Below are 12,990 nucleotides of genomic sequence, written 5' to 3' on the forward strand. Positions count from 1 at the left end.
GGCCTTTTTTATTTGGTAAATTCACACCCACTGTTTAGCTTGAAAATCTTGGAAGGAACGGTCGTTATGGGTGAGAGTCCCCTGAAGGGACAATTGGAACTAGGGCTTAATCGCCCTAAGGAGAAGGATAGAAACTTCCATCTTGGAGGTCGCAGTTTCTATTTCTTCGATTTCGACGACAATATTGCGTTCCTAACCACGCCTTTGATTCTTTTTAGTAAAGAAGACCGTTCTGAAGTGCAAATCTCCAGTGGGGATTTTGCCCAGTATCACCAGTCCATTGGGGAATCCGGCCCCTTTGCGGACTATGAAATCGATTTCTGTGATTCAACAGGGACCTTCAGAAACTTCCGCGACGTTCATGTGGACGAATTGGAAAAGCTCAATGGCAAAAAGCAAATCTTTGTTCAAGATGTGGCCGCGGCCTTGGGCTTCCCGGACTTCCAGTGGAAGGGGCCTTCTTGGGAGTGCTTCTATCACGCCGCTTTCAATCAGCGTCCTCTTTCCGTGATCACTGCGCGTGGTCACCATCCAGAAACTTTGAAGGACGGGATCCGTGTCTTTGTTCAAAGTAAAGTTCTGCCATTGGAGCCCAACTATCTGAGCGTCTATCCGGTGAGCCACAAAGAGACACGCATTTTGCTGGGTGATTCGGAGTTCAAAGCAGGTACTGCAGAGTTGAAGCAGCGTGCAATTCGCGCGAGTGTTGAGACCGCGATTGAAACTTATGGTTACAATGCTCACCATCGCTTCGGGATGTCTGATGATGACCCTAAGAATATCCAGCTGATTGTCGAGGAAATGACCCGACTTAAGGCTAGGTTCCCGGAGATGTCGTTCTTTATGATCGAGACCCAGCATGGAAGTTTCATTAAGCACGAAGTCAAATTGAGTGGCCTTCGTGGTGACAAAGTGGACAATCTCTCACAACTCTCTTTCTTCGAGGAAGATCGACGAAAGTCTTAAGAATCCTTTCTACGTCCTAATTTATGACGAGCTTCATAAATTGCATGCTCTCTGCTAAATCTTTGATAATCTAATGCAATTAGGATTGCTCCCGTATGGGGAGCCACGGAAGGATCATCATGAGTTCATTCTCGAAAGGCATTAGAGGTTTGGTTGTTGCTGGTTCATTGGCAATTTCATCACTAGCCTCCGCACAACTTAAAGAAGGCCTAGAGTGCCGCTATCTGACAGTCATTGAACAAGGTTTTTTGGCGAATCACGTTAAGTACACGAATCGAGATGCTGATCTTCAGAATCGCGTAGTTGAACAATATCTAAAAAGACTGGATCCTTCAAAAATCTACATGACTCAGGCTGATGTGGATGCGATCCGCAAAGCAGCTGGAAATGTGTTTGATAAGACAAAGAACCGTGATTGTTCTTTCCTGGATCAGGCACAGAAAATTGTTGTTGAGCGTGTGAAAGATCGTTCTGAATTTGCCAAAAAATATCTGGGTAAAGACTTTAAGTTTGATGCACAAACAGAGTTCACTTTTGATCCAGAGAAAAAAGCTTGGCCGAAAGATGCCAACGAAGCCAATGAATATCTGAAAAAATACATTCAGTTCCAAATCGGGAATTACTTGGCAACAGACATGAAATTGGATGAAGCCAAAAAGAATGTAGTCAAAAACTACGAGCGCGCTGTGAAGAGAACTCAAGAGACAACGCAAGACGATTTGTTCTCTGGCTATCTTGATTCTTTTGCCCGTGCTTTGGATCCGCATTCCAGTTTCTTCTCTCGTGACGTTCTTGAAGATTTCGAAATTCAAATGCGCCTGTCTTTGGAAGGTATCGGGGCGACTCTTTCCTCTCAGGATGGCTTCACTGTGGTGGAGCAGTTGGTTCCAGGTGGTGCCGCTGCGAAATCCGGTTTGATCGAGCCACAAGACAAGATCATTGCTGTAGGTCAGGAAAAAGGATCTATGGAAAACGTGATTGATCAGGATTTGAAAGACGTTGTTAAAAAAATCCGTGGTAACAAGGGGACGAAAGTTCGCCTGACGATCCTAAGAAAATCCGGTGATGGCAAAAAACGTTTCGATGTTACTTTGACTCGTGAAAAAGTGAATCTGGAAGACGAAGCAGCTTCCATTATTTATCAGGATCATGAAATCAACGGTCAGAAAAAGAAAGTGGGTATCATCAACTTCCCATCTTTCTATGCTGATTCCCGTCGTGGCGGCAGATCTTCTGCTGCGGACATGAAAAAGCTGATCAAAGAAGCTAATGAAAAGAAAGTGGACGGGCTGGTGTTGGATCTTTCCAACAACGGTGGTGGTTCCCTTGAAGATGCTGTGAAAATTGCCGGTTTGTTCTTCCAAACGGGTAACGTGGTAAAACAATCTTCCAAAAACGAAGGCCGTGCAGAGTCCGCTTTGCGCGACACAGATCCAATGGTTGATTGGGCAGGTCCACTGGTTGTATTGACCAGCCGTATCTCTGCCTCCGCTTCTGAAATCGTGTCCGGCACTTTGCAGGATTACAAGCGTGCGGTGATCGTTGGTGGCGACCACACTTATGGTAAAGGCAGCGTTCAGTCAGTTCTTCCAATCCCGAACAACCTGGGTGCAATCAAAGTCACTGTAGGTATGTTCTTCATCCCGGGTGGTAAATCCACTCAGCATCGTGGTGTTGATGCGGACGTGGTTCTTCCAGGTCCATTCAGCACGGATGATATCGGTGAGAAGTACATGGACTACTCTTTGCCACCGAAAACAATCGAAGCGTTCCTTTCTCCGGATGCTTACGTGAAGGAAGGCCCAGGGGCGTGGAAAGAGATCAAGCCAGAGTGGCTGAAATCTTTGCGTGATAGATCCTCTGAGCGTGTAGCGAAGAATGATGAATTCAAAAAGATTGTTGATGAGCTGAATAAGGCCAAAGCCCGCGGTAAAATAATCCGTGTCAGCGAAGTTCTTAAAGATAAGAACGAAAAAGAGAAAAAAGAAAAAGCTAAAAAGACCGCAAGTAAGGCGAAGAAAAATGAAGAGTACTTGAAGCGTCCTGATATTCAGGAAGCCGAGAGTGTTCTTCTGGATCTGATTCAGTTGGAAGACGGGAAGTCCCTGGTTCCACAGAAGCAGGCCAATGCCAAATAGTGCGACTTGATAGAGAAGCGTTCGTTGTTGTGAAAAGCCCGGGCAAACCCCGGGCTTTTTTTTGCCCAAATGACAAAATAAGCTTAAAAAATGGGCATTTTGGGCGGGTTTTATAGGGGTTAGATCGGATTTATTGGCTTTGGGGCGAGGGTGGTTTCTGAGGGTTGATTGGGCGTGACAAAGGGTCGTGTTTTCGCTTAGATAGACGCGATTAATGGAGGCCCTAGAGATGTCTAAAAAGACCACTGTGAAAACAGGGGGTAAGGCAGTTGCTGGTAAGACTACCAAGAAAGCTGCGAAACCTGCTGCGAAGTCCACTGTGAAAGCTTCTAAAAAAGCTGCTGCTCCTGCCAAAAAGAAGCAGAGCTTTGGTGGATTGTCTGAAGAAATTCTATTGCGCATGCATGACCTGATGGTCAAGTCGCGCGTTCTTGAAGAGCGTTTGATCAAAATCTACAAGGCTGGTGAAGCTTACTTCTGGATCGGTGGTCCGGGTGAGGAAGCTTGGGGCGTTCCACTGGGAATGTTGGCGCGTAAAGGTTCCGGTCCGGAGAACGACTGGTTGCACTTGCACTATCGTTGTACGCCAACCATGGTGGCTATGGGCATGACCATGATTGATTCCATCCGCTTGATGATGAATCGTGCGACAGATCCTTCGACGGGTGGTCGTAATTTCTCCAGTCACTATTGTTTCCCTGAATGGAACGTGGCTCCTGTGACTTCTCCTTTGGAAGTTCAGTATCCGATCGCATGTGGTACAGCTCAGGCGCAAAAGCGTGTGGGTAAAGGTGCGTTGTCCATCGTGACGGGTGGTGATGCGGGAACAGCAGAAGGTGATTTTGCTTCCTGCTTGATTCTGGCGTCCCGTAAAGGTCAGGAACTTCCGGTTCTGATCACGGTTCAGAACAACGGCTATGGTATTTCGACTCCGTACGATGGTCAGCACGGTGAAACTCACATCGCGGATCGTGCTCGTGCGTTTAATATCCGTTCACGTGTGATCAACGGCAATGACCCAATTGAGACATATTTGGCTTTGAAAGAAGAGATGGAATACATCCGTAAAACTGGCAAGCCGTCCTTCATTGAAGCGATGGTGACTCGTTTGTACGGTCACTCTTCCGCGGATGGTGCCAACAAGAAGCCGGCTTTGTTCGATCCAGTTTTGAATTTTGAACAACGTCTGATCGATGCGGGCATCTTGTCTGAAAAAGCCGCGAAGAAAATCTGGGAGATCTACGAGACTGAAGGGGTTAATGCCCAGGAACAAGCTCGTCAGGAGCCGGTTCCGACGCCGGAGTCTGTTTGGGATCACGTTTACGTTAACAATGAAAATGCAGATTGGAGAAAGTTCTAATGGCAAGTATTGCACAGGCCATCAGAATGGCCCTTCACTACGGTGAAGAAAACATGGGCGTAAAAGACATCTTTGGTCAGGACGTGGGCGCACCGCTGGGCGGCGTTTTCACAGCGACGCAAGGTTTGCAGACAGCTTGGAACTCCACTCTGGATGAGCGTGGTATCATCGGCATGGCAATGGGTATTGCCATGGCGGGTGATCGCTGCGTGGCTGAAATCCAGTTTGCAGATTATATCTTCAACACTATGGACCTTTTGAAAATCGCCGGGAACACTTTGTGGTGTACGAACGGTCAGATTCAACTTCCTATGGTTGTGATGACTCCAGTGGGGGCAGGGATCTTCGGTTCCGTTTACCACTCTCACTCTTTTGATGCTTGGGCATCTCGTTTGCCGGGGTGGAAGATCGTGATGCCGTCCAATCCATTGGATGCTTACGGTTTGATGTTGTCTGCGATTGAAGATCCAAATCCGGTTCTTTATTTGAAATCCAAGGCGTTGATGCGCCATAAAGGCGATGAGCTGATCCCGGGTGAGCCTGCGGATGAAAAAGAGCTGAAAGCCATGATCGACAAGCCTGTGCAGAATGCTGACGGCTGGAAGCCTCGCTGGCCGGAGCTTGAAAAGTACATGGTGCCAATTGGAAAAGGCAAAATCACTCGCGCTGGTGAGCACATCACGGTTGTTACTTACAGCCGTATGGTTCACTTGTGTGACGAAATTGCTGATAAACTGGCAGAAGAAGGCATCTCTGTTGAGGTGATCGATCTGCGCTCTATCTATCCTTATGACTGGCAGTTGATTAAGTCTTCCATCGAGAAGACTGGCCGTGTGTTGTTCGTGAACGAGGACACAGAAGTGACCAACTTCGGTGAGCACTTGGCTTATCGTGCTACTCAAGAGCTGTTCTATCAATTGATGGCGCGTCCACGTGTTCTGGCGGGTAAAAACCTTCCAGGCATCGGCTTGCACCCAAATCTTGAAAAGAACTCTGTGCCTCAGTTGCATGACATTGAGTCTGCAATTCGTGAAGTTGTTGCGGAAGTGCCTTAATGAGCAAACAGGATCTTATCCATCGCAAAAAAGTGCGCCGTCGTGTGGTTAAAAAAACCTCAAAGATGCAGTTTGATAAATATGAGCTGTATCGCAAGGCTGTGCAGTCCGCGGAAAACGATGTGGTCTTTATTTCAAATACCTATCGTGAACTTAAAGGAAAAAATGCGCGCACTTTCCGTGAGGACTTCTGCGGGACTTTTGCGCTTTCCAATGAGTGGATTAAGCTGAATCCGCGCCATGAAGCGGTGGGAATTGATCTTGATCCGGAGCCAATGGCTTACGGAAAGACTCACTATCTGACAAAGCTGAAGCCGGAACAACAGCGCCGTATGCGCCTGATTGAGGGCAACGTGCTGGACCCGAATCTGCCGAAGGCGGACGTCGTGGCGGCGATGAATTTTTCCTACTTCTGCTTTAAGCAGCGCGATTTGATGAAGAAGTACTTCTCAAACGTGTTAAAGACGCTCAACAAAGACGGCATGTTCCTGGTGGATATCTTCGGCGGCTCTCAGTGCTACGATGCGATTGAAGACACCATTAAGCATGAAGGGTTCACTTACTACTGGGATCAGACGAACTTTGATCCTGTGACTAATGAGGCTCTTTTCCATATCCACTTCAAAGTGGGTGGAAAAAAGCTGGAACAAGTGTTCACCTATGACTGGCGCTTGTGGACGATTCCAGAGATCAGGGACCTGATGCAGGAAGTGGGCTTCCGCAAGGTGCATGTATTCTGGGAAGGCACGGCTCCGGACGGCTCTGGTGATGGCAACTTCACCCGTGTGGATCACGGGGAGGCCTGTGAAAGCTGGATCGCTTACGTCGTGGGCGAAAAGTAGTCCTAAATATCTGGTCTGGCTCTTGCTCCTTAAGGGGGCATGAGCTTTATACTCAAATTAATCTCTTTTAAGCCCCTCAAGGGACGCTGGTTGGCGTTGGCTGTCTACTTTATAGTCAGTGCTCTGGTTCCCGCGGCTTACTCAAAAAACACCCTTAAAGACTTTACCAGTGATGGTTGCAGCATGAGCCCGGACGGTTTCGCCTGGGACGTGAATGCCTATTTGGACTGTTGTATCGATCATGACATCGCTTACTGGCAGGGCGGCACCCGTGATGACCGTGAACACGCAGACCAAGAGCTGCGTAAGTGTGTTGAATTTTCCTCTAACAAATACATGGCAGATGCCTACTATCGCGGCGTGCGCGTGGGTGGGACTAACAAGCTGCAAACGCCTTTCCGGTGGGGCTACGGCTGGACTGAGGAAAGAGGCTATAAACCTTTGAGTCGTGAAGATCGACAACAGATAAAGGCCAAGGCCGCCGAGATTGACTGGGAAGAAATTTATAATTCAATTTTCTTAGGAAACAAACGATAGGAGAACCTTTATGAAAAAGTATCTGGCATTCTTGGCAGGGCTGATGGTGGCGGCTGCGGCAGAAGCTAAAGTTCTGGTGGTCTCAGATATTGATGATACCCTGAAGGTGTCCCACGTTCTTTCTAAAAAAGGTGCGGCGACCTCTTTCCTGGATGATGACAGTCTGTTTGTGGGTATGCCGGAAATCTTCCAGATGCTGAACTATCAGCACCAGGATATCGAGTTCCACTATGTCAGTCTGGCGCCTAAGGTTCTGATGAATGATCAGCACTCGGACTTCCTTGAAGAAAATGGTTTTCCCATCACTCAATTGCACATGAATTCGGGAGTGAAGCAAGATCCGGAGCTAAAGCAAAAGGTCATTCGCAAGCTATTGGCGGCGAAGAAGCCAGAGCTGGTGATTTACTTTGGTGACAACGGGCAGTTTGATGCCATCGTCTATGACCAGATGGTGAAAGAGTTCCCGCAGATTCCTTATGTCAGCTATATCCGCGAAGCTTATTCCAAGCTGGATCGTTCCAAGTATCCAACGATGGAAGGTCAGATTGGTTTTGTCACCAGTGTGGAAGTGACTGTGGATCTTATTTCTCGCGGTCTTTTGTCCAAGAAGGCTTATGCGCCGATTGAAAGCATCGTCTATAAGCGTCTGTTGCGCGATGATGATCACGAAAGATTCGGTGCGATGGTTTTCCCATGGTGGCAGGACTGTCGTGATTTCAAATGGCAGTGGAATATCAAGAATCCATCCCAAAAACTGCAAATCATCCAAAACGCCATCGACAAGAAGTGCGGAGTGTAGGGTATGAAACGCTCGATCTTGCTATTTTCTATAGGAATGACTTCACTGATTTCAGCGTGTTCTTTTCAGAAGGACCCGAATAAAGAACCAGTGACAAAAGTGATTGCCGTGGAGAAAGAAGTAAAGGTCGGGATGACTAAGGAAGAGCTTTACGCAGATGTCCAGGCTAATAAAAAACTTAGTTTCCCGGACAAGCTTAAAATAGCTATGAAAAAAGATGATGAAGAGCTTTTCGAGAAGCTGTTGCGTGAGGTGAAGAGCTACGAGGTCAATGAGCTGGGAGAAGATGGTGATACTGCACTTTTGATGCTTCTTAAAATGGATGCCGATAAGGAGTATATTTTTAACCTACTGAGAAACGGAGCTTCTCCTTATACTCCTTCAAGAGGGGTGAACGTAAGTTCATTTGATCTTTTGAAAGAGAAAGACTCGTCCTGGGATGACATAAGGGCTCAGTTGCCATTTGTCGATGATGAGCTGCATAGATCTTTGGCAGCCAGTCTGTATCATACGGGGTTTATTGTTGAGAGATATTTTCAAATTCGCTTTCCCTTTTTGAAAGAGGTAAAAGGGCGACCTTCAGCTCTAGAACAACTGATGAGCTTTCAGTTTGAACATCGAAGAAATAACCAAGAGAATATTTGTCCAGAGTCAATGAGGCCATTCTTGGGTTTAATAGAAAAGCTGGAGGGACCAATTCAGGTAAAAGATCCTTTCGGGATGACATTGACCTTTTTTACCATGGAAGACATCGGTGGATTTGATTTCTTTAGAGCAAAAATGGGAAGAGATTTTTCTACAGAAGAACGGGTCCTTCTGTTGGCTTCACTGAAGGATGCTAGCTTGACCTGGGTGCGAGATGCGCATTTCATTTTAAATATTACTGATGACGAAATGGGGCTTGTTAGGGATGCGTTGGAGAAAAATATCAGCAGCCGTAATAGGAAGCTCCTAAAAAAAGAGTTCCAGCAGGATACTGTTGAGCAGATGTTAAAGGAAAAGTATCCAAAATCCCACGAACAGTTGTTTAGCAGATTAGAAATAAATGAGATACAGCTTTATGTTGATCATGAATGTGGAGCTTGTGAAGTATTGAAGGAAGCTAACTACGTACGTAAGACTGATGCATTGCATGACCTTCTGTTGAAGGAAGGTCATTATTACCCCGAATGCTTTTTAAAGTAGCTCAATTAGCGTACGCCTGCGCCGCCACCGGACGAGGGCTGTTTTTTCAAGCCTGGAGGAGTCGGATTGGAGAAGGGTTTGGGTTGTGTCTGATGTTCAGAGCCCTTTGAGCCCGTGCAGAAATCCAATTTGATATCGCAAGCGTTTGCCATAGATTTACAGAAATCCTGATTTTCAGCTGTATTATTCAAGAATGAATTTAGAAGGGGATCTCCAGCGCCATTCTGCATGCGGTTGACCTCTTCAAGACATGTATCAAGGCCATTGGCCTTGTCTTTGGAAGCGATGATCTTCTTTACGTCAGACTTCTTTTCGCCAGAGACGTCATATTCACTTGGGAATGCCTGCGATAGACGCTCTTTGAAGCGAGATCTTCTTTCCTGGCTTTTTTGATCAGTATAAAGAGGATACTTAGCATTAAAGTCTTCTTCCCCTTTTTTGTAGTTTCGATGAGGTTCAGGGCTGCCAGCGATGAGGAAGTTCATCTTTTCCCCAGCATCCCATCCCCAGAAGCTATCATCGAAGCCATAGTATTTACCTAACTTGTTAACCGCGCCTTTATCTACGCCAGAACTGCGTGTTGTTGCCGGGTAGATATAAGCTTTCCATTCGTCAGCTTTGATATCTGATCTTGTCGGGTCTTTCGGGCCTTTTGAATTTGAATAGTTTTGGCAGAAGCCGTAGTTGCGAAGCATGGAAATCACGACTTTTTGATAATTTTCTTTGGCCACTGAACTAGTTACGACGGTGTCTTTTGCATTTTCCCCCAGTGCGAAGTTCTGTACTGCACTGGTTCCCAGCAATGCCATCCACTTTTCGGAGGGTACAACTTCTCTATTGGGAGCTTTTTTTGCGAAGTATTTTTGAGCTCCGCATGTAACGCATTGAAGATGTGCTAGTTTAAGGTTTCCGCTGGAACGACAGTCAAACTCGTCATACCCCGCAACGGCTGTCGATGTGGCGAAAACAATAGCTGTGCCTAAAAGTGCCTTAGAGAACTGTTTCATCTTGTCTTCTCCTCGATAAGATAAACCAGTCCTCTGTATCGGCTAGAAATCGGATTTCTTGAAGAGCGGACGAAGGTCCAGCCCGATCTCAGTCAGCTTGGGTTCAGGGAAAGCAGGGCCTCGGTGGATCACGCACAGAACTGTGGAAACATTCGCACCGATCGAACGTAAATCCGCGGTGGAAAGAACCACCTGGCCGCCCGTGGTGACAACGTCCTCAATCACGCAGACCTTCTTGCCGGTGATCTCCAGGCCTTCGGCAAACTTGCAGGTGCCGTATTCTTTGGCCTCTTTACGAACGAAAACACAAGGGATGCCAGTTTCCAATGACAAGGCTGTGGCTATGGGGATGCCGCCCATTTCAAGTCCGGCAAGAACTTCAGTACCCGCAGGAATCAAAGGGACCATCTGTTTTGCGATCTCGCGAAGCAAAGTGGGTTGTGCCTCAAAACGATACTTATCGAAGTACTCGTTGGAAATTTGTCCGGAGCGCAATTTAAATTCCCCGGTCAGGTGGGCAATGTCATAGATCTTCTTGGCAAGTTCTTGTCGAGTCATCGAGATAAGCCTTTTGCTAAGGGTTGGGGCAGGCGCGAAAAGTCTATGTTGCGCATGCACTACCAAAAGTAAGTCCGTACCTAGATTTCTTCAAGCCACTTCTTGTATTCGGGATTAATTCCAAGGATGGGGAGAGTCATGATACAGGGGATGTCGTAAGGGTGAAGCTCTTTCACTCTTTTTGTGACTAAGTCCTGTGCGTCAGAGGTTTTCAAGACTTTCAGGATTAAGATATGCTCAGAGCTTGTCTCTAGTTTTCCTTCCCACCAGTACATCGATTCCATTCCCGGAATGATGTTGGCGCAGCCGATCAGTTTTTCTTCCAAAAGAGTTCTGGAGATCTTTTCGGCGCACGCTTTGTTAGGGCAGGGGATATAGAACAAAATCACAGATTAGCTCCGGCGCAGTTTTTGTTTGCGCAGTTGCCATTGCTCCAACGCGAATTTGCGCATGTCTTCCACACTGTCCAGCTCATCGACGATTTCAACGCCCAACAAAGTTTCGACAGCGTCTTCCAAGCTGACCAGACCGGCAACAATGCCGTATTCGTCCACCGCCAAAGCCACGTGTTCTTTTTCTTTAATGAAGAAGTCCAGAACCTGAGATACGGTCATGCGCTCGGGAATGCTGGAAATCGGAGTCACGATATCGCCAATCACTTTGTCGTGTTGATCGTTCGACAAAGCTTCGTGAATTTTATAGCGATAGGTCATGCCGATAATGTTGTCCAGACTGCCGTCATAAACCGGGATGCGTGAGAAGCGCAAAGGACGGTATTTGTTAAACACCTCTTCCACGGTTTGATCCTTATCCAGGGCAAAGAACACGGATCTTGGAGTCATAATGTCAGACACATAGATTTTATCCAGCATCAGAAGGTTCTTGATGATGTTGGACTCTTTGCCTTTCAGGGTTCCCTCTTCCACGCCAATCTCGGCAGTCATCAGGATTTCTTCGCGAGTGACTTCAGGGTCTTCAGATGTTTTTGCAAAAAGACGCCCCAACCATTCGGACATAATCACCAAAGGGTAAAGCAGCAGGATCATCAGTTGGATAGTGTAGGCAGCAAATGGGACCAGAGCTTTCCAGTGAGCCGCGCCGATGGATTTGGGGATGATTTCAGACAAAATCAAAATCAGAAAGGTCAGAGCAAAAGAGGCCACGGTGACAGCTTCATGGCCATATTGAGTTTGGATCTGGTAGGCGATGGCGGCAGAGCCCAGGGTGTGGGAAACGGTGTTCAAGGTCAGGATGGCAGAGATAGGACGGTCGATGTTTTCTTTCAGGTGCTCCAGAAGCTTGCCGCTTCTTTTGTTCTCTTTGACCAGAACTCCGATGTAAGCCGAAGTCGAGGTTAGAAGAACAGCTTCCAACATTGAACATAAAAACGAGATACCGATGGTACTGATGAACAGAACAATAATAATTGTCATAGAGTGGTGCTTAATTCAGAGAAGTTAAATGTGACGGGCCTAGGCCTGTGATATTCCATATGAGCCATCAGTGTACCATGACCAGGAAGGCATCTGTCTATAACGCAACTTGCAAGAAGTCCTGTTATATTTGATTTAATTGGGCTTTTTGCGAATCAACACCTCTTTGGGGGTGTTTTTGACCTTTCAGAAGCACCTTCATAGACTTTGGTAAAGTCAGAAGGAGTTTGAGATGAAATTGCGAAATTTCGTGATGGCGGTTGTGACCGTTTTTTCAGGGGCCGTGGCAATGGCGGAAATTAAAGCTGAAGCCGTGGATTACAAAGATGGCAAAACAGTCTTGGAAGGATTCTTAGCCTATGATGATACGATCAAAGGATCGCGTCCTGCGGTGATTATCATTCACCAATGGATGGGGCTTACGGATCACGAAAAGAACAGCGCGCGTCTGTTAGCTGAAAAAGGCTACGTGGTTTTGGCCGCGGATATTTACGGTAAAGGCGTGCGCCCAGGGTCCCCGGCAGAAGCTGGCAAGTTTGCCGGAACCTATAAAGAAGACGTAAAGCTTTTCCGTACACGTGAAAAGGCTGCATTTGATTATTTAAAGAAGAATAAGAATGTCGACCCCAAGCAGATCGTCTTCATGGGGTACTGCTTTGGTGGGACCGGAGCTTTGGAGGCGGCCCGTTCGGGATTGCCGCTTGCCGGAGCTGTCAGCATTCACGGTGGTCTTGCTAGCAAAAATCCGGGTGATGCTAAAAACATCAAAGCCAAGGTTCTGGTGTTGCACGGGGCGATGGATCCGTATGTACCCCAAACCGAAGTGGATGGTTTCATGAAAGAGATGAATGAAGCCAAGGTGGATTATCAGTTCGTGGCCTATTCGGGAGCAGTTCATGCCTTTACCCAAAAGGACGCGGGCAATGATCCGTCCCAGGGACACGCCTATAATCCGACGGCGGCAAAACGATCTTGGGAGGCTTTGATCTCATTCCTGAATGAAGTGGTACCCATAAAGTAGCAGTCCATGTTCGGTAACACCGGACCTGATTTGCTTACGCAAAAATAACTATCACTGCTTTCAGCATTCATGTTGCGATGAAGACAATC

Annotated in this window: 13 protein-coding genes; 9 read left to right on the top strand and 4 right to left on the bottom strand. The window is 47.0% G+C overall.

Annotation, left to right across the window (positions count from 1 at the left end; genetic code table 11):
- Positions 1 to 66 precede the first annotated feature (66 nt).
- The 8 genes from ACES2G_RS04130 (at position 67) to ACES2G_RS04165 (ending at position 8,882) form a co-directional block, all read left to right on the top strand.
- On the top strand, positions 67 to 966 hold the full coding sequence (locus ACES2G_RS04130) for a hypothetical protein (RefSeq protein ID WP_374001398.1): 900 nt from the start codon (positions 67 to 69) through the stop codon (positions 964 to 966).
- 119 nt (positions 967 to 1,085) lie between these two features.
- Positions 1,086 to 3,104, top strand: a complete 2,019-nt coding sequence (locus ACES2G_RS04135) for a S41 family peptidase (protein ID WP_374001399.1) — start codon at positions 1,086 to 1,088, stop codon at positions 3,102 to 3,104.
- Positions 3,105 to 3,333: 229 nt separating this feature from the next.
- Positions 3,334 to 4,464, top strand: coding sequence for a thiamine pyrophosphate-dependent dehydrogenase E1 component subunit alpha (locus ACES2G_RS04140; protein WP_347359548.1), 1,131 nt, complete (start codon positions 3,334 to 3,336; stop codon positions 4,462 to 4,464).
- The gene (locus tag ACES2G_RS04145) at positions 4,464 to 5,519 is read left to right on the top strand and encodes a transketolase C-terminal domain-containing protein (protein WP_347359549.1); all 1,056 of its coding nucleotides are present in this window, start codon (positions 4,464 to 4,466) and stop codon (positions 5,517 to 5,519) included. Before ACES2G_RS04140 ends, ACES2G_RS04145 begins: the two co-directional genes overlap by 1 nt.
- The gene (locus ACES2G_RS04150; RefSeq protein ID WP_347359550.1) at positions 5,519 to 6,361 is read left to right on the top strand and encodes a class I SAM-dependent methyltransferase; all 843 of its coding nucleotides are present in this window, start codon (positions 5,519 to 5,521) and stop codon (positions 6,359 to 6,361) included. Before ACES2G_RS04145 ends, ACES2G_RS04150 begins: the two co-directional genes overlap by 1 nt.
- Positions 6,362 to 6,400: 39 nt before the next feature.
- Positions 6,401 to 6,898 (top strand): helicase, encoded by a 498-nt coding sequence (locus ACES2G_RS04155; protein ID WP_347359551.1) that lies wholly within the window; start codon positions 6,401 to 6,403, stop codon positions 6,896 to 6,898.
- Between the two features lie 10 nt (positions 6,899 to 6,908).
- Complete coding sequence (locus tag ACES2G_RS04160) at positions 6,909 to 7,697, top strand: phosphatase domain-containing protein (RefSeq protein ID WP_374001400.1); 789 nt, start codon at positions 6,909 to 6,911, stop codon at positions 7,695 to 7,697.
- 3 nt (positions 7,698 to 7,700) lie between these two features.
- Positions 7,701 to 8,882 (top strand): hypothetical protein, encoded by a 1,182-nt coding sequence (locus tag ACES2G_RS04165; protein ID WP_374001401.1) that lies wholly within the window; start codon positions 7,701 to 7,703, stop codon positions 8,880 to 8,882.
- Between the two features lie 5 nt (positions 8,883 to 8,887).
- Here ACES2G_RS04165 and ACES2G_RS04170 read toward each other — a convergent pair whose 3' ends face one another.
- The 4 genes from ACES2G_RS04170 to ACES2G_RS04185 all read right to left on the bottom strand — a co-directional run bounded on the left by ACES2G_RS04170 (position 8,888) and on the right by ACES2G_RS04185 (position 11,880).
- On the bottom strand, positions 8,888 to 9,889 hold the full coding sequence (locus tag ACES2G_RS04170; RefSeq protein ID WP_374001402.1) for a hypothetical protein: 1,002 nt from the start codon (positions 9,887 to 9,889) through the stop codon (positions 8,888 to 8,890).
- Between the two features lie 42 nt (positions 9,890 to 9,931).
- Entirely contained in the window at positions 9,932 to 10,447 is a 516-nt protein-coding gene (pyrE, locus tag ACES2G_RS04175; RefSeq protein ID WP_374001403.1) for an orotate phosphoribosyltransferase, read from the bottom strand.
- Between the two features lie 80 nt (positions 10,448 to 10,527).
- Positions 10,528 to 10,836, bottom strand: a complete 309-nt coding sequence (cutA, locus tag ACES2G_RS04180) for a divalent-cation tolerance protein CutA (RefSeq protein WP_374001404.1) — start codon at positions 10,834 to 10,836, stop codon at positions 10,528 to 10,530.
- A 3-nt stretch (positions 10,837 to 10,839) separates the two neighbouring features.
- Positions 10,840 to 11,880: a hemolysin family protein gene (locus ACES2G_RS04185; RefSeq protein WP_347359697.1), complete on the bottom strand. Its 1,041-nt coding sequence runs from the start codon at positions 11,878 to 11,880 to the stop codon at positions 10,840 to 10,842.
- Between the two features lie 232 nt (positions 11,881 to 12,112).
- Here ACES2G_RS04185 and ACES2G_RS04190 point away from each other — a divergent pair, with 232 nt between their 5' ends.
- Positions 12,113 to 12,901, top strand: a complete 789-nt coding sequence (locus ACES2G_RS04190) for a dienelactone hydrolase family protein (RefSeq protein ID WP_347359698.1) — start codon at positions 12,113 to 12,115, stop codon at positions 12,899 to 12,901.
- Positions 12,902 to 12,990: the final 89 nt, after the last annotated feature.

It is taken from the genome of Bdellovibrio bacteriovorus (assembly GCF_041888015.1).
In the GTDB taxonomy this organism is placed as follows: domain Bacteria; phylum Bdellovibrionota; class Bdellovibrionia; order Bdellovibrionales; family Bdellovibrionaceae; genus Bdellovibrio.